At 73.4% G+C, this 22,944-nt stretch carries 23 protein-coding genes, 1 tRNA gene and 1 riboswitch; of the genes, 7 read left to right on the top strand and 17 right to left on the bottom strand.

The features are described 5' to 3' along the window. Positions 1-21 precede the first annotated feature (21 nt). The 8 genes from ACYF6T_RS02645 to ACYF6T_RS02680 all read right to left on the bottom strand — a co-directional run bounded on the left by ACYF6T_RS02645 (position 22) and on the right by ACYF6T_RS02680 (position 6,656). Entirely contained in the window at positions 22-1,218 is a 1,197-nt protein-coding gene (locus ACYF6T_RS02645; protein WP_461693027.1) for an LLM class flavin-dependent oxidoreductase, read from the bottom strand. A gap of 78 nt (positions 1,219-1,296) precedes the next feature. After that, positions 1,297-1,437: a putative leader peptide gene (locus ACYF6T_RS02650; protein WP_461693028.1), complete on the bottom strand. Its 141-nt coding sequence runs from the start codon at positions 1,435-1,437 to the stop codon at positions 1,297-1,299. Then, positions 1,434-2,159: a GNAT family N-acetyltransferase gene (locus ACYF6T_RS02655; protein WP_461693029.1), complete on the bottom strand. Its 726-nt coding sequence runs from the start codon at positions 2,157-2,159 to the stop codon at positions 1,434-1,436. Before ACYF6T_RS02655 ends, ACYF6T_RS02650 begins: the two co-directional genes overlap by 4 nt. Before the next feature lie 75 nt (positions 2,160-2,234). Further along, positions 2,235-3,257: a transporter substrate-binding domain-containing protein gene (locus ACYF6T_RS02660; protein WP_461693031.1), complete on the bottom strand. Its 1,023-nt coding sequence runs from the start codon at positions 3,255-3,257 to the stop codon at positions 2,235-2,237. Between the two features lie 76 nt (positions 3,258-3,333). Beyond that, positions 3,334-4,104 carry an amino acid ABC transporter ATP-binding protein gene (locus ACYF6T_RS02665; RefSeq protein WP_461693033.1) on the bottom strand — a complete coding sequence of 257 codons (771 nt, stop codon included), beginning with the start codon at positions 4,102-4,104 and terminating at the stop codon, positions 3,334-3,336. Continuing rightward, positions 4,101-5,081: an amino acid ABC transporter permease gene (locus ACYF6T_RS02670; RefSeq protein ID WP_461693034.1), complete on the bottom strand. Its 981-nt coding sequence runs from the start codon at positions 5,079-5,081 to the stop codon at positions 4,101-4,103. The genes ACYF6T_RS02665 and ACYF6T_RS02670 overlap by 4 nt, the downstream gene beginning before the upstream one ends. Positions 5,082-5,399: 318 nt before the next feature. Then, positions 5,400-5,508: riboswitch (SAM riboswitch) on the bottom strand. 65 nt (positions 5,509-5,573) lie between these two features. Next, positions 5,574-6,434, bottom strand: a complete 861-nt coding sequence (locus tag ACYF6T_RS02675) for a glutathione S-transferase C-terminal domain-containing protein (protein WP_461693036.1) — start codon at positions 6,432-6,434, stop codon at positions 5,574-5,576. A 78-nt stretch (positions 6,435-6,512) separates the two neighbouring features. Further along, positions 6,513-6,656 (bottom strand): putative leader peptide, encoded by a 144-nt coding sequence (locus ACYF6T_RS02680; protein ID WP_461693037.1) that lies wholly within the window; start codon positions 6,654-6,656, stop codon positions 6,513-6,515. A 210-nt stretch (positions 6,657-6,866) separates the two neighbouring features. Here ACYF6T_RS02680 and ACYF6T_RS02685 point away from each other — a divergent pair, with 210 nt between their 5' ends. Then, positions 6,867-7,532 carry a LuxR C-terminal-related transcriptional regulator gene (locus ACYF6T_RS02685; protein ID WP_461693039.1) on the top strand — a complete coding sequence of 222 codons (666 nt, stop codon included), beginning with the start codon at positions 6,867-6,869 and terminating at the stop codon, positions 7,530-7,532. Here the strand turns inward: ACYF6T_RS02685 and ACYF6T_RS02690 are convergent. Continuing rightward, positions 7,502-8,431, bottom strand: coding sequence for an EamA family transporter (locus ACYF6T_RS02690; protein WP_461693040.1), 930 nt, complete (start codon positions 8,429-8,431; stop codon positions 7,502-7,504). The genes ACYF6T_RS02685 and ACYF6T_RS02690 overlap by 31 nt on opposite strands. Positions 8,432-8,500: 69 nt before the next feature. Between ACYF6T_RS02690 and ACYF6T_RS02695 the strand changes: the two genes are divergently transcribed. Further along, a complete protein-coding gene (locus ACYF6T_RS02695; RefSeq protein ID WP_461693042.1) occupies positions 8,501-9,364 on the top strand; it encodes a LysR family transcriptional regulator in 864 nt (287 codons plus the stop codon). 5 nt (positions 9,365-9,369) lie between these two features. Here ACYF6T_RS02695 and ACYF6T_RS02700 read toward each other — a convergent pair whose 3' ends face one another. Continuing rightward, a complete protein-coding gene (locus ACYF6T_RS02700) occupies positions 9,370-11,193 on the bottom strand; it encodes an ABC transporter ATP-binding protein (protein ID WP_461693043.1) in 1,824 nt (607 codons plus the stop codon). A gap of 265 nt (positions 11,194-11,458) precedes the next feature. On the opposite strand from ACYF6T_RS02700, the gene ACYF6T_RS02705 reads away from it, so the two are divergent. Beyond that, a complete protein-coding gene (locus ACYF6T_RS02705) occupies positions 11,459-11,710 on the top strand; it encodes a hypothetical protein (RefSeq protein WP_461693243.1) in 252 nt (83 codons plus the stop codon). 16 nt (positions 11,711-11,726) lie between these two features. Continuing rightward, positions 11,727-12,929 carry an SPFH domain-containing protein gene (locus tag ACYF6T_RS02710; protein ID WP_461693044.1) on the top strand — a complete coding sequence of 401 codons (1,203 nt, stop codon included), beginning with the start codon at positions 11,727-11,729 and terminating at the stop codon, positions 12,927-12,929. A gap of 68 nt (positions 12,930-12,997) precedes the next feature. On the opposite strand, the gene ACYF6T_RS02715 is transcribed toward ACYF6T_RS02710, so the two are convergent. Then, positions 12,998-13,456, bottom strand: a complete 459-nt coding sequence (locus ACYF6T_RS02715; protein ID WP_461693045.1) for a DUF4442 domain-containing protein — start codon at positions 13,454-13,456, stop codon at positions 12,998-13,000. A gap of 80 nt (positions 13,457-13,536) precedes the next feature. Between ACYF6T_RS02715 and ACYF6T_RS02720 the strand changes: the two genes are divergently transcribed. Next, positions 13,537-14,289 carry a YqjF family protein gene (locus tag ACYF6T_RS02720; protein ID WP_461693046.1) on the top strand — a complete coding sequence of 251 codons (753 nt, stop codon included), beginning with the start codon at positions 13,537-13,539 and terminating at the stop codon, positions 14,287-14,289. A 49-nt stretch (positions 14,290-14,338) separates the two neighbouring features. Here ACYF6T_RS02720 and ACYF6T_RS02725 read toward each other — a convergent pair whose 3' ends face one another. Both ACYF6T_RS02725 and ACYF6T_RS02730 read right to left on the bottom strand, forming a co-directional pair. Beyond that, entirely contained in the window at positions 14,339-17,545 is a 3,207-nt protein-coding gene (locus ACYF6T_RS02725) for an alpha-L-rhamnosidase (RefSeq protein ID WP_461693047.1), read from the bottom strand. A 233-nt stretch (positions 17,546-17,778) separates the two neighbouring features. Next, positions 17,779-18,252: a hemerythrin domain-containing protein gene (locus tag ACYF6T_RS02730; RefSeq protein WP_461693049.1), complete on the bottom strand. Its 474-nt coding sequence runs from the start codon at positions 18,250-18,252 to the stop codon at positions 17,779-17,781. Positions 18,253-19,193: 941 nt separating this feature from the next. Here ACYF6T_RS02730 and ACYF6T_RS02735 point away from each other — a divergent pair. Beyond that, positions 19,194-19,616: a pyridoxamine 5'-phosphate oxidase family protein gene (locus ACYF6T_RS02735; RefSeq protein WP_461693050.1), complete on the top strand. Its 423-nt coding sequence runs from the start codon at positions 19,194-19,196 to the stop codon at positions 19,614-19,616. On the opposite strand, the gene ACYF6T_RS02740 is transcribed toward ACYF6T_RS02735, so the two are convergent. The 3 genes from ACYF6T_RS02740 to ACYF6T_RS02750 form a co-directional block, all read right to left on the bottom strand. Then, the gene (locus ACYF6T_RS02740; protein WP_461693052.1) at positions 19,591-20,649 is read right to left on the bottom strand and encodes an Acg family FMN-binding oxidoreductase; all 1,059 of its coding nucleotides are present in this window, start codon (positions 20,647-20,649) and stop codon (positions 19,591-19,593) included. The two genes, ACYF6T_RS02735 and ACYF6T_RS02740, sit on opposite strands and share 26 nt — an antisense overlap. 374 nt (positions 20,650-21,023) lie before the next feature. Beyond that, complete coding sequence (locus tag ACYF6T_RS02745) at positions 21,024-21,524, bottom strand: hypothetical protein (RefSeq protein ID WP_461693054.1); 501 nt, start codon at positions 21,522-21,524, stop codon at positions 21,024-21,026. Beyond that, the gene (locus ACYF6T_RS02750) at positions 21,449-22,135 is read right to left on the bottom strand and encodes a hemerythrin domain-containing protein (RefSeq protein WP_461693055.1); all 687 of its coding nucleotides are present in this window, start codon (positions 22,133-22,135) and stop codon (positions 21,449-21,451) included. The genes ACYF6T_RS02745 and ACYF6T_RS02750 overlap by 76 nt, the downstream gene beginning before the upstream one ends. Here ACYF6T_RS02750 and ACYF6T_RS02755 point away from each other — a divergent pair. Then, entirely contained in the window at positions 22,134-22,259 is a 126-nt protein-coding gene (locus ACYF6T_RS02755; protein ID WP_461693056.1) for a hypothetical protein, read from the top strand. The two genes, ACYF6T_RS02750 and ACYF6T_RS02755, sit on opposite strands and share 2 nt — an antisense overlap. A gap of 588 nt (positions 22,260-22,847) precedes the next feature. Here the strand turns inward: ACYF6T_RS02755 and ACYF6T_RS02760 are convergent. After that, positions 22,848-22,921 (bottom strand) — tRNA-Pro (locus ACYF6T_RS02760). Positions 22,922-22,944 lie beyond the last annotated feature (23 nt).

The following is a 22,944-nucleotide window of genomic DNA, read 5'->3' on the forward strand; positions in this document are numbered from 1 at the left end:
GTCGGTGCGGGTCCTTCCCGGTCAGGCGGCGGCGTAGCGGTTGGCGGGGCGGGGCAGGCCCAGCAGGCCGCGCAGGGTGTCGGCTTCGTAGGCGGTGCGGAAGGCGCCCCGGCGCTGCAGTTCGGGGACCAGGCCGCGGGTGATGGCCGGCAGGTCGTGCCCGGCGACCGCGGGCCGCAGCCGGAACCCGCTCAGCCCCTCCCCCGCCAACTCCTGGAGCAGGTCGGCCAGTTGCGCGGGCGTTCCGGTGAAGATCCGGGCGTCGCTTTCGTACGGCTCTCCCGCGAGCGCGTCGAGGCGTGCGCGCCGGTCCTCGGCGGCCGTCTGGTCGTCGTCGAGGAAGACCACCAAGTCGCCGAAGACGTGCAGGGGTTCGCCGGCGCGTCCGGCGGCCTCCTGCTCGGCGCGGATCTCGGCGACGATCGCGCGGGCCTGTCCGGCGTCGTGCGGGGTGACGTAGCCGACGTCCGCCTGGCGGGCCACCAGCCGGTAGGGGACGGTCTGGTGGGCGAGGGCGGTGACCAGGGGCTGGCCCTGGGGCGGGCGTGGGGTGATGGAGGGGCCCTTGACGCTGAAGTACCGGCCCTCGAAGTCGATGTAGTGCAGCTTGTCGCGGTCGATGAAGCGGCCGGTGGCGGCGTCCCGGATCTCCGCGTCGTCCTCCCAGCTGTCCCACAGCCGGCGTACGACCTCCACGTAGTCGGCGGCCTCGTCGAACAGGTCGGTCACGACCGGGCTGTCGTAGGAGTCGACCGGGGCGATCGTGCGGCGGCCGAAGTGGTCGGCCTCGTGCGGCCGGGCGGAGATCTGCACGCGCAGGCCGGCGCGGCCGGTGCTGACGTAGTCGAGGGTGGCGATCGCCTTGGAGATGTGGAACGGCTCGGTGTGGGTGGCGATCACGGTCGGCACCAGGCCGATGTGCCGGGTCAGGGGGGCGATGCGGGAGGCGGTGAGGACGGCGTCGAGGCGTCCGCGGACCTGGTCGGTGCGGCCGTCGAGCTCGTCGTGGCGCGAGGACTGCAGGCCGAGTCCGTCCTCGAAGGTGACGAAGTCGATCAGGCCGCGCTCGGCCTCGGCGACCAGGTCGGCCCAGTAGCCGGCGGTGAACAGCTCGCGGGGGCGGGCGACTTGCTCCCGCCAGGAGGCGGGGTGCCAGCCGGTGCCGTCGAGGGCGACGGCGAGGTGCAGCGAAGAAGGAGACGTAGCAGAGGGGGACACGGGGGAATGCCTTCCTGGAGATCCGTACGAGAGCGCCGGCCCGCCGGAACGGGGGCGGACGGCGGCTGGGAAACGGGGTCAGGAGCAACAGAGGGCGCCGGCCACGCGCTGGAGGTCGATGTGGGGCCGGGAGTGCAGGCGAACGGCGCGCGGCAGGCGTGTCATGGGGCGCACCTCCGTCCGGGCCGTCGCCTTCGACAGGGGCAACGGCACGGTCATGCCGTTTCTTCCGCGCCGGCGGCCGCGGTGTTGCGTACGAGCGAGAAGACGGTGTGGCGGCGCAGGGTGAACCCGAGCGACTCGTACAGCCGGATGGCGTCGGTGTTGTCGGCGGCGGCGTGCAGGAAGGGCTGTTCGCCGCGCTCCTCGATGCCGGCGGCGACGGCGCGGACCAGGCGGCCGGCCAGGCCGCGGCCGCGGTGGCCGGGGTCGGTGCACACGGCGCTGATCTCGGTCCAGCCGGGCGGGCGCAGCCGTTCACCGGCCATGGCGATCAGCCGGCCGCGGTGGCGGATGCCGAGGTAGGTGCCGAGTTCGACGGTACGGGGCAGGTAGGGGCCCGGCCGGGTGCGGGCGATGAGGTCGAGGATCTCGGGTACGTCGGCGGGGCCGAGCCGTACGGCTTCGGGGTCGGGCTGCGCCCGCACCGAGGTGCCGACGAGCTGGACGCCCCGGCCGGTCCGGAGGAGTTCCCAGCCGTCCGGCGGGCGGGTCACGTCGCGCACCGCCGCGCTGCCGCCGGGGCCGACGAGGACGGCCAGGTCGGCCCAGGCGCGCGGGTCGTCCACGTCGGTGACGGCGTGGAAGGGGGCGACGTCCCGGGGGTAGCGGGCGGCGCGCCCGACGCGTTCGGCGAAGTGCCGGTGCGGGCCGGTGAGCGCGGCCCAGGCGGGGTTGTCGAGGACGGGGGCAGAGGTGGTGTCGAGGCTGGCGACGGACATCGCGTGACGGCTCCGGTGCGGGTGTAAGGGGCGGGGACCCCGCCGCGGGGTGGCGGGGTCCCCGGCCGGGGTGGGTCAGGAGTTGTCCAGCGGCAGGCCGGGCGGGTTGACCTCGGACGTGGCGACGGCGTCGTGGGAGAGGTTCCAGGCCTTGAGCCACTGTGCGTACTGGCCGTTTCGGATCAGGTGGTTGATCGCGTCGGCGAGGGGCTTGGCGAGGCCGCTGCCCTTCTTGGCGGTGGCGGCGATCAGGCCCTGGAGGGAGGCGCCGGCGCCGGAGTACTGGCCGGCGATGCGGGTGGCCTGGGGCGTGTTCGCGGTCTGGGTGACGTGGTAGGAGAGGTTGGGGCTGGGGCCGAGGTAGGCGTCGATCTTGCCGCCGGCGAGGGCCAGGTAGAGGCTGTTGTTGTCCTGGAAGTACTTGACGGTGAGCTTCTTGCCCTCCTTGGCCAGCTGGTCCTTCCAGGCCAGCAGGATGCGTTCCTGGTTGGTGCCGGCGCCGACGGACACGGTCTTGCCGGCGAGTTCCTCGTAGTCGCCGTCGAAGGTCCACTTCGAGGTCTTGAGCGTCTCGAAGGCGAGGTCGTCCTTGCGGTAGGAGGCGAACTCGTACTTCCTCTTGCGTTCCTCGGTGTCCGTGATGTTGGAGAAGCCGACGTCGACCTTGCCGCTGTCGATGCCGACGAAGAGGTTCTCCCAGGTGAACCGCTTCACCTCGGGCTCCAGGCCGAAGACGGCCGCGACGAGTCTGGCCAGGTCCACCTCGGAGCCGGTGAGGGTCTTCTGGTCGCTGCCCACGAACCCCAGCGGCGGGGAGCCGGAGGGCAGGGTGCCGGAGCCGATGACCAGCTTGCCGCTCTTGCGGATCGCGGCGGGCAGTTCGGCGCTGATGGACTTCACCTCGGAGACCTTCAGGGCGGTCTCCTTGGCGGCGCCGTTGGACAGCCGGCCGACGGTGACCGTGCCGGCGCCGTCGCCGGTGCGGGTGGCCGCGTCGCTGTCGCCTCCGCAGGCGCTGAGCGCGGTGGCGAGGGAGGCCACGGCGGTCGCCGCGGTGAGGCCGCGGATCAGGCCGCGTCGGGAGAGGTGGGTGGGCATGGTCGTTCCTTGTCGTTCGAAGGGCGGTCGGCGAAAGAGTCGGGGGAAGTTCGGGGAAAGGGGGGACGAGCGGGGGTCACAGGACCCGGCGCAGGAAGTCCTTGGTGCGTTCGTGCCGGGGGTGGTCCAACACCTCGGCGGGCGGGCCCTGTTCGACGATGCGTCCGTCGTCGATGAAGACGATCCGGTCGGCGACCTCGCGGGCGAAGCCGATCTCGTGGGTGACGATCACGAGCGTGGTGCCGCTGGTGGCCAGGTCCTTGATGACGGCCAGCACCTCGCCGACGAGTTCGGGGTCGAGCGCGGAGGTCGGCTCGTCGAACAGGATGATTCCGGGGCGCAGGGCGAGGGCCCGGGCGATGGCGACGCGCTGCTGCTGCCCGCCGGACAGCTGCCGCGGGTAGGCGGCGGTCCGGTCCCCGAGGCCGACGCGGTCGAGGAGTTCGCGGGCCAGTTCCAGCGCCTCGGGCCTGGCGAGCCTGCCGGTGGCGACGGGGGCGGCGGCGACGTTGTCGAGCGCGGTCAGGTGCGGGAAGAGGTTGAAGTTCTGGAAGACGAACCCGATCCGGGAGCGCTGGGCGAGGATGGCCCGCTCGCTGAGCTCCTTCAGCCGCCCGCCCTGCCGCCGGACGCCGATCAGCTCGCCGTTGACGCTGACGTGGCCGATCTCGGGCTTCTCCAGGTGGTTGATCACCCGCAGCAGCGTCGACTTGCCGGAGCCGGACGGGCCGAGGACGACGGTGACCTCCCCGGGGCGGACGGTCAGGTCGATGCCGTCGAGGACGCGGTGGGTGCCGTACCACTTGTGGACGTCGTGGACTTCGAGCCCGGCGGGTGCGGTGGTCATACGCCGGCCTCCCTGCGCAGCCGGGCCCTGAGACCGGCGAGGCCGGCCCGTGCCTTCTGCAACGGCGTCGGCGGCAGGGTGCGGGTGGCGCCCCGGGCGAAGTACCGCTCGACGTAGAACTGGACGACGGACACGGCGCTGGTGAGGATCAGGTACCAGACGGTGGCGACCAGCAGCAGCGGCACGATGTCGCCGGGGTAGGTGCTGCCCATCGACTGCACCGAGCCGAACAGGTCCAGCAGCGACACGTAGAACACCAGGGACGTGCCCTTGATGAGGCCGATGAGCTGGTTGACGTAGTTGGGCGTGATGGACCGCAGGGCCTGCGGGAAGACGATCCGGGTGAACTGGTAGCGCTTCGGCAGGCCCAGCGCGGCGGCGGCCTCGTGCTGGCCCTGGTCGACGGAGAGGATGCCGCCGCGTACGACCTCGGAGGCGTAGGCCGCCTCGTTGAGGCTGAGTCCGACGACGGCGACGGCCATGTCGGTGGCGAGCCGGGACTCGTCGAAGGAGACGAACGCGGGGCCGAACGGCACGCCCAGGCTCACCGTCCGGTACAGGGCGCTGAAGTTGTAGAGGAAGATCAGCACCACGATCAGCGGTATCGAACGGAACAGCCAGGTGTACGTCCAGCTGACCGCGCGCAGCACCGGGCTCCCGGAGAGCCGGCCGAGGGCCAGCAGGATGCCGCCGAGCAGGCCCAGCACGGCGCTGAGGGCGGTCACTTCGAGGGTGACGAGCAGACCGTCGAGGATGGCGGGCCGCAGGAACCAGTAGCGAAAGCGGTCCCACTGGTAGAAGGGGTTGGTCGCCAGCCCGTGGACGGCCTGCGCGACGAGCACCAGGACGACGGCGGTGGCGATCCACCGGCCCGGCCGGCGCAGCGGCACGACGCGCTGGGCGGTCAGTTCCCGGGAGGGGGCGGGGGCGGGCGGTGCCTCGGCGAGGGACACCGCGACGCCGGGAGGTTCACTCATGGTGGGCTCCGGCTGGTTCGGACACCCCGGAGCGCGACGGCATGCGGCACAGGCAGGCGAGGCACCGGGGGGCGGGAAGGACAACGGCACACCGCTCGGGCGGTGTTCGTCAGGAGGCGCGGGGCTGCGGGGAAGGAGTCAGCCCCGACAGCGGGCACGGCCCGGCGCGGTACACAGTGCGCTGTTCACGCGGAGCAGATCGACGGCGCGATCGGCCACGAGGAGGTTGCGGTACGGCCGTACGCAGCCCGCCGGGCGGCGCGTGGCCGTCCTGGGAACTGCGTACATGGCGTCACCGTCACTTCTGGCCCCTTCAGGGCCTCGCGCTTACCGAAACGACTTCGGTCCGGTCGTCACCTGGGGCACCCCACCGCGGTGCGAGGGTTGCCGGTCAGCAAGCCAGGGCTTGTCGCTGACGCTCATGACCGTTCTGGTCCGTACGTTAAGGCAGTCGACCCGCCCGGTGTCAACGCCGGTCCAGAGGATGGACGGTCAGGGGGTGTGGGCGGCCCAGTCGAGGATCTGCACGGCCGCGCCGGCGTCCTCCAGGCCCCGGCAACGGGCGTGGTGGCGGCGGGCGATGCCGTCCAGGTCGAGGTGGGTGCCGAAGGCGGGGTGGGCGGTCAGGCGGCGGGCGTAGGCCCACAGCGCGGGATGGCCGGCGATGCGGCGCACGGCCGAGGCGTCGAGGTGGTTGCGGTGCACGGTGTCGAGTTGGACGAGCGCGACCCACAACTCGACGTCGGCCGCGGTGATGTGATCGCGGATCATGTACGTCCGCCCCTCCAGCCAGCGCTCCAGCGCGCCCAGGGTCTCCAGCAACGCCTCGAGCGCCGCGGCGCGTTCGGCCGGCTCGGCGTCGGCGGCCCCGGCGCGCTGCGCCGCCTCCCGGATGCCGTGCGCGCACATCCGCTCGACGGCGTCGATCTCCGACTCGGCGCCGCACGGGTACGGCGCGGGCCGGTCGGCGCCGAAGTGCCGGGCGAGGTCGCGCATGATGTCGGGGGCGTGGGTGCTGACGATGCGTCCGGACCAGTCGTCGGCGAGGACCGGGGCGAGTGCGGCGCCGGCGTAGCGGTGGGCGCTCGCCTCGTACAGCGGGCGCAGCCGCGCGTAGCCGCCCTCGGGGCGGTCGGGGACGGCGGGCAGGTAGGTGGCCGGACAGACGGCGTCCAGTCCGAGCAGGCTGTGGGTGACGGCGATGCGCAGGCCGTCCGGACACGCGGTCGACAGGTACAGGCGGTAGCGCAGCGGAACGGCGTAGTGGCCGCTGCGGGCGTCCCTGCCGATGCGCCCCCGGAAGGCGGGCGCGGGCTGGACGGACGCAGGGGCGGCCGGCGGTGCGATGGTCATGACTCTCCCCGGGAGCGGGCGCGGACGTACGCGCGGCGGAAGCGACGTCGGGCGACTGTGGAGCGCAGTCGGCGGCTCTCAGCGCAGGGGGTCGATCGCGCTGCACACGCGCAGCAGATCGATGTGGCGGCGGGAGGTGAGAAGAGGCGTCGGCCCGGGAGTGCGGCTCGCCCGGCGTGCGGCCGTGCTGACCCGGCCCGGGGCCGGTGCGGGGCACCTCATCTTTCCCTACCTTTTCACTAGGATTCCTGACTGGAGTGTCGATCCGACCAGGGAGTACGTCAAGAGGGCGTCCACGGGCCGGATATGACGCCGGTATGACCGAGCCCACAACCGAGACGCTGGCGTTTCGATAACGACGGGGCTAGCCTGATGCCATCAAGGTGAACGATACCGTTTCGTTCACCGCGGCAGAGGGTGACGGGAAGTGCCATGCCCACTGTGCTCATCGTCAGCAACCACGCGCTCCAGCGCCGCGGCCTCCGGATGCTCCTGGAGACCCGGCCCGACCTGACCGTCCTCGGCGACGCGGCCACCGGCTCCGACGCGGTCCGCCTGTGCGAACAGGGCCCCGTCGACGTCGTCCTGCTCGACAGCCGCCTGCCCGGCGCCGACGACCTCGACACCATCCGCCGCCTCACCCGCTCCGAGTCCGTGCGGCACACCCCCCGGGTGCTCGTGCTGAGCCTGGCCGGTTTCGACGAGTACGGCTACGCGGCCCTGCGCGCCGGAGCCGGCGGCTTCCTCACCGAGGAGGCCACCCCCGACGAACTCGCCGCCGCCGTGCACACCGTGGCCGCCGGGGACGCCGTACTGCCGCCCGCGCTCACCCAGGCCCTCATCGACGCCGTCCGCCGCGAGGCGCCCGCCCCCGCACGGGAGCCGGAGCACCGGCTCGGCACCCTCACCGGACGCGAACGCGACGTCCTCGCCGGTGTCGCCTCCGGCTGGTCCAACGCCGAGATCGCCGAACGGCTGTCCATCGCACCGACCACCGTCAAGTCCCACGTCAGCAGCATCCTCACCAAGATCGACGCCCACGCGCGCGTGCAGGCCGTGGTCTTCGCCTACGAGTCCGGGCTGGTACGGCCCTCCTGACGCCGCCCGGTCCGTACGGCGCCCACGCTCGCGGCGACGACCATCGCGACGGCCACGCACCGCGCCGCCGACAGGGCCTGGCCCAGCACCAGGTACCCGGCCAGCGCGGCGAGGGCCGGCGCGAGGCTCGTCAGCACCGCGAACGTGGCCGCGGGCAGCCTGCGCAGCGCGAGGAGTTCGAGCGTGTAGGGCACGCCGGACGACAGCACGGCGATCGCCAGGCCCAGGCCCAGCACCCCCGGCTCCAGCAGCGCGCGCCCCGCGTCCGCCACGCCCGGCGGCAGACTGACCAGCGCGGCGACGGCCATGGCCAGGGCGAGGCCGTCCAGGCGCGGAAAGCGGGCGCCCGCGCGGGCGTTGAGCACGATGTACGCCGCCCACAGCGCCCCGGCGCCGAGCGCGAAGGCCACGCCGGCGGTGTCCAGGCCGCCGAAGTCGCCGCCGCCCAGCAGGACGACGCCGGCCAGCGCGAGGGCGGCCCACAGCAGGCCGGCGGCGCGGCGCGAGACCAGGACCGACAGCAGCAGCGGGCCGAGCACTTCGAGGGTGACCGCCGCGCCCAGCGGAAGGCGGTCGATGGCCTGGTAGAAGAGGAGGTTCATGCCGCCGAGCGCCAGGCCGAACCCGGTGACCACCGCCCAGTCGGACCGCGCGTGACCGCGCAGCCGGGGCCGGGTGACCACCAGCAGCAGCACCGCGGCGAAGGTCACCCGCAGCGCGACCGCGCCGAGCGCCCCGGCCCGGGGGAACATCAGCGCGGCGCAGGCCGAGCCGAACTGCACGGACACCGCCGCGGCCAGCATCAGGCCGACGCCCGTGAGACCGCCCCGCCCGGGGGCGTGGCGTAGGACGACAGGGGCGGCCGGAGCCGCGGCCGGGGTGCGCGCCGTGGAAGTCATGCCCCTCACGCTAGGAAGCCCCTCGCGCCGTGTGAAATGCCGGTTCCGCGCTGGTTATGCTTCGCAGGCATGACCATCGAGTTGCGGCACCTGCGGGCCTTCCTGGTCATCGCCGAGGAGGGCACCATCACCCGGGCCGCCGCCCGGCTGCACGTGGGCCAGCCCGCCCTCTCCCGCACGCTGCGCCAGCTGGAGCAGCACCTGGGCACCCGCCTCGTCGACCGCTCCACGCACCACCTCGAACTGACCGCCGAGGGCCGCGTGTTCCACGACAAGGCCGCCGCCGCCCTGGCCGCCGTGGACAGCGCCCTCGACCCGCACGGGACGGGAAACCGGCCACTGCGCCTGGGCCACCCCTGGGCGGCCCTCGGCGACCACACGATCCCCCTGCTGCGCCGCTGGGACGAGACGCACCCGGACGTGCCGCTGCACCTGCTGCGCGTCGACGACCGCACCGCGGGCCTGACCCGGGGAAAGGTCGACGCGGCGCTGCTGCGCGGCCCGGTCACCGCGCCCGGGCTGCGCACCGAGCCCCTGCTGTCGGAGGAGCGGGTGGTGGTCCTGCCGGCGGACGATCCGCTGGCGGCGCGGGCGGAGCTGACCCTGGCCGATCTGGCCGACCGCCCGATCGCCCTCAACACCGTCTCCGGCACCACGACGATGGACCTGTGGCCGCCCATGGCCAGGCCCACGGCGACCCTCGAGGTGACCAACACCGACGAGTGGCTCACCACGATCGCCGCGGGCCGCGCGGTCGGGATCTCGACGACGGCCACACCGGGCCAGCACACCCATCCCTCGGTGGTCTACCGCCCGCTGGCGGACGCCCCGCCCGTCCCCGTCGTCCTCGCCTGGCGGGCGGGGTTCGGGCATCCCGCCCTCGCGGACCTGGTGAGGCTCGCGCACGAGGTCGTCGGGGCCGGCCGGGGCTGAGCCGGTCAGACCAGGTCGGCCGAGGCGGGCTCGGTGGGCGTCTCGGTGAGGAAGCCGCCGGACTGGTGCTGCCACAGCTTGGCGTAGGCGCCGTCGGCGTCGAGCAGTTCCTGGTGGGTGCCCTGCTCGACGATCCGCCCGCGGTCGAGGACCACGAGCCGGTCCATGGAGGCGACGGTGCTCAGCCGGTGCGCCACCACCAGCGCCGTACGCCCCTCCATGAGCCGCCACAGCGCCTCCTGGACGAGGATCTCGCTCTCGGAGTCCAGGGCGCTGGTGGCCTCGTCGAGCAGCAGGATCGGCGCGTCGCGCAGGATCGCCCGGGCGAGGGCGACGCGCTGGCGCTGGCCGCCGGACAGCTTGACGCCGCGCTCGCCGACCATGGTGTCGAAGCCGTCCGGCAGCGCGTCGGCGAACTCCGTGACGTGCGCCGCCTCGGCCGCGGCGCGGATCTCGGCGTCGGTGGCGTCCGGCCGGGCGAAGGCGATGTTGTCGCGCAGGCTGCGGTGGAACATCGCCGGGTCCTGCGGGACGTAGGCGATCTGACTGCGCAGGTCGCGCTGGCGCAGCCGGCTGATGTCCTGACCGCCGATCAGGATCCGGCCGCCGTCGATGTCCTTCATCCGCAGCAGCAGGCGGGTCAGTGTGGTCTTGCCGCCGCCGGACCGGCCGACGAGCCCGAACCTCGCCCCGCCGGGCACCGCCAGGTCGAGTCCGGTGAACAGCGGCTCGGCGCCGCCGTGAGCGAACGTCACCGCCTCGAACCGCACGTCGGCCACCCCGCGCCGCAGCGGCTCCGGCGCCGCCGGGTCCAGCACCGTCGGCCGGTCCAGCAGCAGCTGGGTGAACTGCGCGGACTCCGTCATCGAGCTCTCCAGACGGCGGTAGATCTGGTTGAACTCGAACATGATCCGGGTCGCGTTGCCGTAGTACGTGAAGGCGACCACCACCGCCTCCACGCCGTGCCCGTGGCCGACCAGCAGCACCGCGAGCAGCAGGCCCAGCGCGTTGGTCAGCACCGACAGCGGCGCGACCAGGGTGTCGATGCGCAGGTTGCCGTAGTCCCACGAGCGCAGCATGAGCCGGCGCGACTCGGCCACCCGGGTGCGGTGCTCGGCTGCCTCGCGCTCCTCGGCGGCGAACGCCCGCACGGTGTCCATGTTCATCAGGCTGTCGGCGACATGCCCCGACACCCGGGCCGTCGCCTCCTCGCGCAGGGCGACGAGTGCCTGCCGGCGGCGGATGAGGGGCGCGACGATCAGCGCGGTCAGGGCGATCATCGACAGCAGGGTGACGACCAGCAGCGGCTCGTAGTGCCACAGCACCACCGACCCGAACACCAGCGGCACCAGGCTGCCCATGATGTTGAACGTCAGCGTGTCGACGAACTGCTCGAAGCGGGTCGCGAAGCTCACGACCCGCTTGGTGAGCGAGCCGGCGAAGTTGTCGTGGAAGAAGGCGGCGTCCTTGGCGAACAGCTCGTCCATGCCGATGACGTACAGGTGCTCGATGCCGAGGGCGTCGAGGCGGTTGAGGCAGTGCAGGCCGATCCGCCACAGCGTCTCCGCCAGCAGCAGCGCGCCGGCGAACCCGAGGACGTACGGCAGCATGGCGGCGACGCCGACGCCCCGGTCCCCGGCGATGCGGCCGACGAGCTTGGCGACGACGAGCGGCGCCACGTAGTTGATGCCGATGTTGCCCAGCGCCGGCAGCAGCAGCGCAGGTGCCGTGAGCCACCGCAGCCGGGACAGCTCCCGGCCGTAGTAGCGGAGTGCGAGGACCACCGCGCCCTTGCGCGGCTGATTTTCCCGAGATTGAGGTGATCCCATCCCAGCCCTGTGAGGTTGTATGACAGACGGCCGCATGACAGACGGTCGTCCGGCAGGTGGAGGAAGCGCAGTGTCCCGCGACGGGTTCGGTGCGGTCCAAGCGTTTTTCTCGGCCAATGACCGGAAACGGCCCGTTCTGTTCCGCCGTCCCGGCGGGCCCGTCCCGGTCTGCGGCACGCCCGTGGTCACCCGCGCGTTTGCCGCCGGCCCGGGTGGGTCTATCGTCGGAATTCTGGAGCCAGAAACGATTGGGGGGCAGCCGGCCGTGGTGGAGGACGAAGCCGTGATCGGCTGCACTGGGGAGTTGCTCATCGGCACGCGCGGATCCGCCGGTCCCGGCGAGATCCTGGTCCGCGTCCGGGGTGGCTCGGAGACCTTCCTCGCCTGGTCACAGGAGCCGTTGCCCAAGGGGGCGACGGTGCTCGTGGTCGAGTCCCGCGGATGCCGTGAGGTCGGGGTCATCAGATGGGCCGACCCGTTGGACGCGTTGGGCGACGATGCCGCCGACGCCGGCTGAGGAGAAGTGAAGAAGGATGTTCGGTTACCGCGTTCCCGCGCCCGACGAGGCGATGCTGATCTCGGGTGGTCGGCGGGGACTGGGGGGCGCGCCGTTCCGGGTGGTGACGGGGCACGGCAAGTTCGTGCTGCCGTTCTTCCGAAAGACCCGCTTTCTCACTCTGGCGATGTGCGAGGCCGAGGTCACGGAGACCTGCGTGACCCGGCAGGGCATCGCCCTGAACGTACGGGCCGTGATCGCGTTCAAGGTCGGCAACGACACCGAGAGCATCATCAACGCCGGTCAGCGCTTCCTCTCCGACCAGGACCAGATGTCGGTGCTGACGGGCCGGATCTTCGCCGGTCATCTGCGCGCCATCATCGGCTCGATGACGGTGGAGGAGATCGTCACCGAGCGGCAGAAGCTCGCCGCGGAGGTGCTGGACACCTCCAAGACCGAGATGGCGAAGATCGGTCTGATCGTGGACTCGCTGCAGATCCAGTCGATCGACGACGGTGACGCGGGGTACATCGACGCGATGTCCGCGCCGCACCGCGCCGCGATCCAGCGGCAGGCGCAGATCGCGCAGGCACAGGCCACGCAGACCGCGGCGGAGGCGGAGCAGGAGGCGGCCCGCAAGCAGGCCGAGTACGCCCGGCAGACCGCGATCGTGAAGGCGGAGTACTCGGCGGAGGTGGACCGCGCCCAGGCGCAGGCCGCCCAGGCCGGACCGCTGGCCCAGGCGCACGCCCAGCAGGAGGTGCTGGCCGCGCAGACGGAGCTGGCCCAGCGTCAGGCCAAGCTGCGTCAGCAGCAGCTGGTGGCGGAGATCGTCAAGCCCGCCGAGGCCGAGGCCGAGCGGATCCGCACGCTCGCCGTCGCCGAGGCCGAGCGTATGAAGATCCAGGCGGAGGCCGCGGCCTCCTACGACCGCGTCGCGCTGGACCGGATGCTCATCGACCAGCTCCCGCTGATCGTCAAGGAGGCCGCGAGCGGCCTGCAGGGCGCCAACGTCAACGTCCTCAACGGCGCGGACGGCCTCGGCGAGATCGCCGCCGGCCTGGTCGCGCAGGGCCTGACGATCCTCGACTCGGTCCGGCAGAACCTCAACGGCCAAGGCGACGAGGAGCGCGAGGCCGGCAAGAAGAAGGGCGTGCTGGAACTCCAGGGGCGCTCGCGCACCCCTGACCAGAACAACCCGGACAACCGCAAGGGCGACGGGCCGGTCAACGTCGACTAGCGCGGTACGGCGGAGCCCACGGCGCCGTCCGGCCGGCGCGGCCTGGTCGCGGCCCGGCGGTGCGGGCGTCACGGCATGCGGCGCACGCTCCAGTCGAAGGCGCCGCGGCACACGGGTGTCCCGGCCGCGTCGACGACCTCCACCCGCGTCGTCAGGCGGGCCCGGCCGGTCTCGCCCGACAGCAGGGGCTTCAGGGCGTCGCGGGCCTCGTCGTCGAGCCGGCAGCGGGCCGCCAGGCGGCCGCGTGCGGGCGCCAGGAACTCCACCTCGGCCCGCGCGCCCAGCGGGACGATCCCCTCGAAGTCGCCGGCCGTCTCGCTCGCGGCGATGATCGCACCGAGGCCGGCCGCGTCGACGAGGGCCGTCAGGCCGCTGGAGTGCAGCGAGCCGATGACGTTCGTCAGCTCCTTCGGAGTCTCGGCCGCGATCTCCGCCGCGCCGTCGGCGGCCCGGACCACCCGGATGCCGGCCGTGCGGTGGGCGGGGATCGGCTCCAGCAGGGTGCGGGCCAGCTCCGTCATGTCCATCGCCGCAGCATCCCAGGCCCCGCTTACGCGCGGGTGACACCGAAGCCAACGGCCCCGCGCGCCTCTGTCATCCTGGCCCGGTGCAGCAACCCGCCCCCGTCACCCCCGACTCCCCCGCCGCCGTCCACAGCCCGCTGCTCACCCAGGAGTGGCTCGACCTCGCCTTCGTCCACTGGGCCGTCACCCCCGAGACGGTGGCCGGCCTGCTGCCGCGGGGGACCGTGCCCGACACCCACCACGGCGTCACCTACGTCGGGCTCGTCGCCTTCCGGATGCACCGGGTGGGGTGGCTGCGGCTGCCCGGGGTGCCGTATCTCGGCAGTTTCCCCGAGACCAACGTCCGCCTGTACTCCGTGGACGCGCACGGGCGCCGGGGCGTCGTCTTCCGGTCGATGGACGCCTCGCGGCTGATCCCGGTGCTCATGGGCCGCCTCGGCTTCCGGCTGCCGTACCTGTGGTCCCGGATGAGCGTGCGCCGGGCGGGCGACACGGTCGAGTACGCCGGCTCCCGCCGCTGGCCCGGTCCGCGCGGCGCGTACAGCCGTATCACCCTGCGCACCGGCGAACGCATCGAGGAACCCACCGAGTTGGAGCACTTCCTCACCGCCCGCTGGGGCATGCACAACGCGTTCTTCAACGGGGCGGCCTATCTCCCCAACCACCATCCGCGCTGGCCGCTGTACCGCGCCGAGCTGATCCGGTGCGAGGAGAACCTCGTCGCCGCCGCGGGCCTGCCCGCCCCGGCCGGCGCCCCCGCCAGTGTGCTGTACTCCCCCGGCGTGCCGGTCCGCTTCGGCCGCCCGGCACGCCCCGCGGGGATTCCCACGCCGTGACCGGGGCGGCGGGGTCCGCCGCCGGCGACCGACCCCGCCGTGCCCGTGGTCAGGCGGTGAAGCGGTGGCTTCCCGAGCCGACCTCGAAGACCGCGAAGCCGTCCTGCGCGCGGACGAACGTCCCGTGGGTGTGCTCGACGCGGTCGGCGCGGTCGGTGGGGATCCACACCTCGGCGGTGGTGTTGGGCGGCACCTCGCAGGAGAGGGTGAACTCGTCGGAGCGCTGCCGCCAGCGGGTGGAGACGGGGCCGTAGAGGGACGTGAACGTGGCCCGGGCGGTGGTGACCTGGCCGCCCGGGCGGGGGCGGATGACGATGCGCCGGTAGCCCGCCGCGCCGGGGGCGATGCCGGCGATGTTGGCGTACATCCACTCCCCCACCGAGCCGTAGGCGTAGTGGTTGAAGGAGTTCATCGACGGGGACTCGAAGCCGCCGTCCGGCTCGATGGAGTCCCAGCGTTCCCACATGGTGGTCGCGCCCCGGTCGATCTGGTAGCCCCAACTGGGGTAGGTGCGCTGGTGCAGCAGCCGGTAGGCGACATCGGTGTGCCCGGTCTCGGTGAGCACCGGCAGCAGCCGCGGAGTGCCGAGGAAACCGGTCGACAGGTGCCAGTCCCGCGCCTCGACGAGCGCCACCAGGCGGTCGGCGGCCGGCTTGCGCAACCCGTCCGGCAGCAGGTCCATGGAGAGGGCGAGCACGTAGGCCGTCTGCGTGTCGCCCTTCACCTTCCCGTCGGAGGTGACGTACGCCGCCTGGAAGGCGCCGCGGATGCGCGTCAGCAGGCCGGTGTAGGGTGCCGCGTCCTCGCCCAACTCCGTTGCCATCCGGGCCGCGAGGTCGGCGGCGTGCGCGAAGTACGCGGTCGCGATCACGTCCTTGGGCGTCTCGTCGGAGACGTTGAGCCAGTCGCCGTATCCGGCGGCCGGCCGCAGCAGTCCGTCGCTGTGGTCCTCCAGGTAGCGCAGCCAGGCCCGCACCGACGGCCAGGCGTCCGCGAGCACCTGCCGGTCGCCGTAGGCCTGGTACAGGGTCCAGGGGACCGTGACCCCCGCGTCGCCCCAGCCCGCGGTGCCGCTGCCGAGGCCGCCGACGTCGGGGGCCACGTCGGTGAACGCGCCGTCCGTCCGCTGCGCGTCGCGCAGATCGACGAGCCACTTGGTGAGGAAGCGGGCCGACTCCATCGTGTAGGCGGCCGTGGGCGCGAAGACGTTGATGTCGCCCGTCCAGCCGAGCCGTTCGTCGCGGGCGGGGGTGTCGGTCGGGATGGAGAGGAAGTTGCCGCGCTGCCCCCAGGTGATGTTGCTGTGCAGCTGGTTGAGCATCGGCACGTCGGTTTCGAAGGTGAACGTGAAGGGCGCGGAGGTGTGCATCACCCGTCCGGTGACGGACGCGGTCGTCGGCCGTCCGGGGAATCCGGTCACCTCGACGTAGCGGAACCCGTGGAAGGTGAAGCGCGGTTCGTAGACCTCCTCGCCGCCGCCCTTGAGGGTGTACGTGTCCGTGGCGGCGGCCGACCGGAGGTTCGCGGTGTAGAGCGTGCCGTCGGGGTTGAGCACCTCCGCGTGCCGCAGCCGTACGGTGGTTCCGGCCTCGCCCGAGACGCGCAGCCGTACCGAGCCGACCATGTTCTGGCCGAGGTCGACGACGTACACGCCCGGTTCCGGTTCGGTGATCTCCTGGGCCGTCAGCTCCCGTTCGACGCGTACGGGTGCGTCGGCCTGGGCGACGACCAGCGGCGGGACATCGTTGCCGGACCGGCGCACCGCGAGCCAGGAGCCGTCGTCGAAGCCGGGCGAGGTCCAACCGGCGGTCTCCTTGCGGGCGTCGTAGGTCTCGCCCGACAGCAGGTCGGCGGAGAGGATCGGGCCGGCGGCGGCCCGCCAGTCGGCGTCGGAGGTGACGCGCTCGCTCGTCCCGTCGGCGTAGTCGACCTCCAACTGGGCCAGAAGCGCCGGGACTTCGCCGTACTGGTGCGGGCCGAACATGCCGACGTTGCCCGCGTACCAGCCGGGCGCCAGGAGGACGCCGAGGGCGTTGGCGCCGGGGCGCACGGCGTCGGTGACGTCGTAGGTCTGGTACTGCACGCGTGTGCGGTAGTCGGTCCAGCCGGGGGCGAGCCGGTCGCGGCCCACGCGGGTGCCGTTGAGGTGGGCCTCGTACAGGCCGAGGGCGGTGGCGTAGAGGCGGGCGCGGGTGACCTTCCTGCGCGGCAGCCGGAACTCGTGGCGCAGCTGGCGGGCGGCGGAGACGACCGGCGCGATCCGGCCCCACGGTCCGCCGCCCCAGGCCGCGGCCACGCGGGCCGCCGGCCAGGCGGTGTCGTCGAAGTCCACGGCCCGCCAGTCGCCGGACGGTTCCCGGTCCGCGGCCTTCCACGTGGCGTCGGTGGCGATCCGCTGCTCGCCGGAGGGGGTGGTGACGATCAGGACGCCGATCAGCCCGGCGGGTCCGGCGGTGGCGTTGGTGGCGGCGACGGCCAGCGTGTTGGCGGCGCCCGGGCGCACGTGGTCCAGGACGTCGAGGACGGCCGGGCGGCGCCAGTCCTCGTTGTCGGTCTCCAGGTCGGTGTGCGCCAACTCGGTGCCGTTGAGGGAGAGTTCGTAGACGTTGTCCGCGCTGACGACCAGGGTGGCCGCGGTGATGCCGGCCGGCAGGTCGACGGTGCGGCGGAACCAGCGGGTGGCCGCCGGAACGCTGCTCGCGGGGTCGCCCTCCGGATACCAGATCCACGAACTGCCCTCCAGGGACGGGGCGTCGGTGAGGACCGCGGGAGCGGAGATCCACTCGGCCGACCACTGGGCGGCGTCCATCAGGCCGGTCTCCCACCACTCCGGGGCGCTCCACTCCGAGACGCGGCCGTCGGCGTCCCAGACCCGCACCGACCAGAAGTAGCGCGTACGGGGCCTGAGTCGGGGCCCTGCGTACGGCACGAGGACGGAGTCTCCCGAGACGACCCGGCCGCTGTCCCACACGTCCGGACGGGACAGCCCGGCGGCGCTGGTGGCGACGCGCACCTGGTAGGCGCTCTGCCGCTGTCCCGGTCTGGCCGAGGCCAGCGGCCAGCTCAGGCGCGGGCGGGTCGCGTCGAGGCCGAGGGGGCGCTGCGCGTACTCGACGGTCGGGGAGGTGATCCGCAGGGCACTCGCGCCGGCCCGCCCGCCGCCCGGTCCGGACGCCGCCCCGGCCGGTCCTGTGCCGGCGGCCATGACGCCCATCGTGGCGGCGGCGGTCGCGAGGATGTTCCTTCTGCTGATCACGGCTGACCTCCGAAGAAGGGGTTGAATCGTTTCAGATCGATTCGTCGCCGTGACCGTAGGGGGGTGTGGGGCGGCCGTCAATGACGCGCGAGGGTGCGGTTTCGGCCATAGTCGACAGCCGTGGTCGGCGGTCGTCCGCGTCGGCGTGCGGGTGCGGGGTGGGGGTGTGGGTTGCGGGGTGTGGGTGTGGGTTGCGGGGTGTGGGTGTGGCGTGTGCGGTGTGGGGTGTGGAGTCACGCGGCCGATTCCGGCAGCCAGGTGCCGACCCGGGCGCGGACCGCCTCCACGGCCTCCCACTGCTCGGTGCTCAGCAGGGCCAGCGCGGCGGGGAAGACGCCGTCCTGCTCCTTGAGGATGTGCTCGCGCAGCAGGTCGAGGGCCTCGACGAGCCGCCCGGGCCAGTCCGGGTCGGTCAGGAAGGGACCGTTCGCCTCGGCCAGCACCTCCTCGACGCGCCGGTGCTCGTCCTCCAGCGCGGCGATCTTCTCGGGGAACTCGGCGGCCAGGGCGGGGAAAAGGCCCTGTTCCTCCACCAGGGTGTGCGGGGTCAGTACGGTGGCGATCTCGCGGGCCAGTTCGGCCATGTACGCGATCTTTCCGTCGCGCCGGGCGTCGCGTACGCGGCTGATGAGCGTCACGACCGTCTCGTGCTCCAGGGTCAGTTGGTCGATGGATTCCAGTGCCTGGCAGCCGCAGTACTCGCACATCGGTGTCGTCCTCTTGTCGTGGTCCGTGGTCCGCGGTCCGCGGTCCGCGGTCCGGGCCGTGGGCCGTCGGGCCGCGGTGGTTGTTGCCGCGTTCCGGTGATCCGCTGCCACTGTCGCCGCCCGGCCTCCCGTCTGACGTGGGCCGTCCGGTCCCCGTCCCCCGGCCCGGCGGTCCCGGGTTCACACCCGACCGGACGGGGTCCATCCGCGGGGGCGGGGACGATGGGCGGGGTGAGGGACGGCGGGCGGGGCGGGGGCGACGGGCGGGGTGAGGGACGGCGGCCGGGCAAGGCGTGACGGTCGGGTGAGGGACGGCGGACGGGTGAGGGACGGCGGACGGGGCGGGGACGACGGGCGGGGTGAGGGACGGCGGACGAAGCGGGCACGACGACCGGGGTGAGGGACGGCGGCCGGGCGAGGCGGGCATGACTGCCGTCAGGGGGATGGCGGGCGGGCGGCCGAAGCACAGGACGGCCGCCGAAGCGCGGTGGAGTGGCCGAGGCTCCGGGCCTGTGGCCGAGACTCCGGGCCGGCGGCCGAGACTCCAGGTCGGTGACCGAAACTCCAGGCCAGCGGCCGAGACTCCAGCCCGGTGACCGAAACCCCAGGCCAGCGGCCGAGACTCCAGCCCGGTGACCGAAACCCCAGGCCAGCGGCCGAGACTCCAGCCCGGCGGCCGAGACTCCAGCCCGGTGACCGAAACGCCAGGCCAGCGGCCGAGACTCCAGCCCGGTGACCGAAACTCCAGGCCAGCGGCCGAGACTCCAGGTCGGTGACCGAAACTCCAGGCCAGCGGCCGAGACTCCAGGCCAGCGGCCGAGACTCCGGGCCGGTGGCCGAAATGGCAGGCGGCCGGGGGATGCGGTGACGACGGCACGGCACGTCGGGATGAGGGCCGTCCGGCCCTAACGCGGGGCCGCAGTGGGAGTGAGCATGGACTGATGTTCCATCACGACGGCTTTCGCGCACTCGACCGGCAGGAGTGTCTGCGACTGTTGGCCAAGGCGCCGGTCGGCCGTGTCGTCTACACCCGGCACGCGCTGCCCGCGGTGCTGCCGGTCAACTTCTCCCTGGACACGGACTCCGCCGTGCTGCTGCGGACCTCGCCGCGCTCGGACCTCGTCCGGGCGGTGGACGGCGTCGTCGTCGCCTTCGAGGCCGACGACTTCGACACCGACCGCCGGTCCGGCTGGAGCGTGGTCGTCACCGGCCGGGCGAGCGTGGTGACCGACCCCGCCGAACACGAACGGCTGTCCCGCACCGGTCCGCGCTCGTGGGTGGCCTCGCACGACGGCGTGTTCGTGCGCATCGCACCCGAGATGGTGACCGGGCGGGAGGTCATGGGGACGCCCTTCGAGACGTGACCGGCGTGAACGGTGGAGTCCCGGGCGTCGGCGAGGAACCCGTGGCGGTGGCCCGGGGGCGCGCGCGGGGCGTGGGTGTGCCGTCGGGGCCGTAGCCGAAGCGGATCAGCAGGTGGGGGTGGCAGCGTCGGCCCGCGGGGGCGGCCGCCACGCGCAGGTCCGGCCACTCCATGGCCTGGTGCAGGAGCGAGGTCCGCACGCCGTGCGCGGTCGCCGTGAGCAGCACGTGCTGCAGGGCCTGGCCGGCGTTCAGCCAGTCCTCCCGCCGGTCGCGCGCGGTCCACAGCAGGGCCACCTGGACGTGGCGTTCGAAGCGGAGGGCGGGCCGGCGCGGCGCGGGCAGGGGGCCGGTGAAGTCCCGTACCGGCATGCGCCCGGCGGCGTCCGGCGGGCCGAGGGCGGTGAACGGAATGCCGTACGGGCGGTCCGTCCCCGGCGGCGTGATCCAGCCGCGGGTCTCCGCGAGCCGTGCCGCCGCCGCGTGGTTGCGGGCCTCGGCGACGGCGGTCAGGCGCAGCAGGCGCCGGGTCGCGGCGATGTCCGGCAGGTGCAGCCGCGCGCCCACGGCCTGCGCGGCCGCGGTCATCCGCGCCACGACCGGCTCCGGCACCGGGCGGCCGGTGAACGGCATCCGGCTGGTGTGCCGTAGCGCGATGGCGTCGTACAGGTCGTACGGCCCCGCCCCCCGCTCGCGGGCTGCGGCGTACGGACCGGTCGGGGCGCCGAGCCGGACGGCAGCCAGCACGTCGGGGCGGTCGCGGTCGGGCAGCAGTCGTACGTCCGGCCGGAGGCCCGCGTGCCCGGCGGCGAGCCGGAGGTTGAACAGGGCCGCGCCCACGGACAGGTGCTGGGCGCGGCCGTCCGGGTCGGCCAGCGGCAGCAGCCGCTCCGGCACCGCGCGGACCTCCAGGGTCCGGCCGTCCGGCAGGAGGCGGAAGCGCCAGGGCTGGGTGTTGTGGAGAGACGGAGCGGCCACCGCCGCCGCGAGCAGCATGTCCACCGCGGTCGCGTCCAGCTCACGGGTCTGCGTCATGGGATCCTGCCTTCTTTCGCACGTCCGGTCAGGTGGCGGGCAGGGCGGCGGCGTGCAGCACGAGGCCCAGCGAGCCGGTCAGGGACGCGACGGCCAGGGCGCGGGCCGGTTCGGGGCGGCCTTGGCGTAGGCGGGGCCGTGGCCGGCCGCGGCGAGCCTGACCAGGCAGAACAGGGCGACATCGGCGGCGAGGGGGCGGCCGTAGCCCGGGTCGGCCAGCGAGGCCCGGGTGACGCCCTCGTACGAAGTCCTCCGGACCGGTCGGAGCCGGCCTCCGGCATCGGCCGGGGCGGGTGCGGCGGCCGATGTTCCCTCGCCGGTGGGCCGAAGGGCCTTCGTCCCGCCGCGGGCTGTTCAGGGCCGCCGCGGGCTGTTCAGGGCCGCCGGCGGTCCGTGCGGAGGGTGTCCGCCGTCGCCACCAGCGCCGCTCCCAGGCCGGTCAGCGCGGCGCCCAGGCCGGTGACCAACGTGGTGAGGTGCCAGGCCTGATACGCGGACAGCAGCGAGCCGCGCAACGTCTCGCCCATGAAGGCGGTCTGCCGCAGCCGGGCGAGTTTCTCGTCGTCACCGCCGGTGGCGTGCAGTTCGTCGGTGATCTCGGCGTAGGTGCGGCCACCGGTCGCCTGGACGACATGGTCCTTGATCAGCTCGGCGTAGGCGTGGGCCTGCGGCCCGTTCTCCACACGGCGGCCGGCGAGCGGGGCGAGGTGGGCGGGCAGGCCGTGGTGCGGGAACGTGATCCGCTGGGCGGCGAGTTCACCGCGGATCTCCTGACGGCCGCCGCGACCGCGCAGGATCATCACGGGCCCGGCGACCAGGAGGGCGGCACCCGTCGCGCCGACGAGGGGGCCGGTCCAGCGGTGCGCTGTGTGCATGACGTGTCTTCCTTGTTCTGTTCGTTCGGGCGGGAGGTGTGGGGAGGGAAGGTGGAGGGGGAGGAAAGGTAGGGCCCTGAGCGGACCGGGCGGTGGGGGTACGGCGGTGTCCTCGCCTCACCCGCGGGCGCGCCCACCGCTCTCCGCAGGCGCGTGAGCAGCGCGGCCAGTCCCACGCCGGGGGCGACGGCGAGCAGGGGCAGTACCAGGCCGTTCTCCTTGGCCACATGCTGTTCGAACAGCACCTGAAGGGCCCGGGCCTCGGCCGCCGCGCCGGTCACGGTCGGCGCGGTCCGCACGGCGTCGACGAGCGCGACCAGACAGCCGTGTTCCGCGATCAGGCTCTCCACGAGCAGCCGGCTGTCGGGCAGCCGGCGCGCGGCGGGATAGAGCACGGCCTCCTCCGCGGCGGCGTGCGGCAGGACGTCCCGCTCGCAGAAGGCGACGAGACCGGCCCGGAACCTCTCGGCTGCCTCGGGGTCCCGGTCCACGGCGGTCAGCAGCAGCGTCACTTGTCCTGCCAACTCCCGCGCGAGACGGACGTGATGGGCCTCCGCGGCTTCGAGGGCCGTGGCGTCCTCGGGGGCCGAGGCGAGGGTGAGAGCACTCATGAAGGTGTCTCCAGCGGTTCGTGGCCGGTGGGACCGGCCGGGTGCGGTGGCGCGGATCACCCGCCGCGTGCCCGAACTCGGCCTGCGCGAGCGGCGGACGGTGACCGGTGGTGACCTGCGGTGACCGGACCGGGAGCCCGCCGCGCCTGCCGCGGCCGTACGGACACGAGCCGTCCGGACACGAGAAGACGAAGCCGGACAGCCGCAGCGGCGGTTCGTGGCTGCTCCCGGCCGGTCCCCGCCAGCATCACGAGAGGCCGGTCACCGGCGCCTGGGCCGAGGGGCCCGTCCACGCGGCCTCCTGGCCCATGGTCAACTCCCACACGGCCGTCCTGCGCGGAGGAGCAGGGTGCACGCGTCCCGCCGACGCCGTACCGGCACAGAACCAGAACCCTCCCCTCGGGACCTTCGGCACCACCGCTCCGGCGGACCGGTGAGTCGGCTTCGGGCCGGCCACCAGCCGCCGTCGTCATCCCCGACCTGTCCGTTCGCCTTCGCCGGCGGGCAGGAGCTGACCGAGCACGCGCATCTCGGCCCTCCCCGGCGTCATCCAGGTGGTCCGGGGCCATTTCGGCCTCGTCCTCGGTGAGAAGAAGTCGCAGGCGTCGTCCGGCAGTTGGATCTCTCCGCCCGCGCACACGTCCTGGGCTCCGGCCACGAACACACGAAAAGGGCCCTCGCGAGCTGCCGCCCGCGAGGGCCCTTCGCACCGTCGGGACGACAGGATTTGAACCTGCGACCCCTTGACCCCCAGTCAAGTGCGCTACCAAGCTGCGCCACGTCCCGGTGCGTGTGCGCCGCGGTGGACC

The sequence above is a fragment of the Streptomyces sp. 7R007 genome (genome assembly GCF_054850255.1).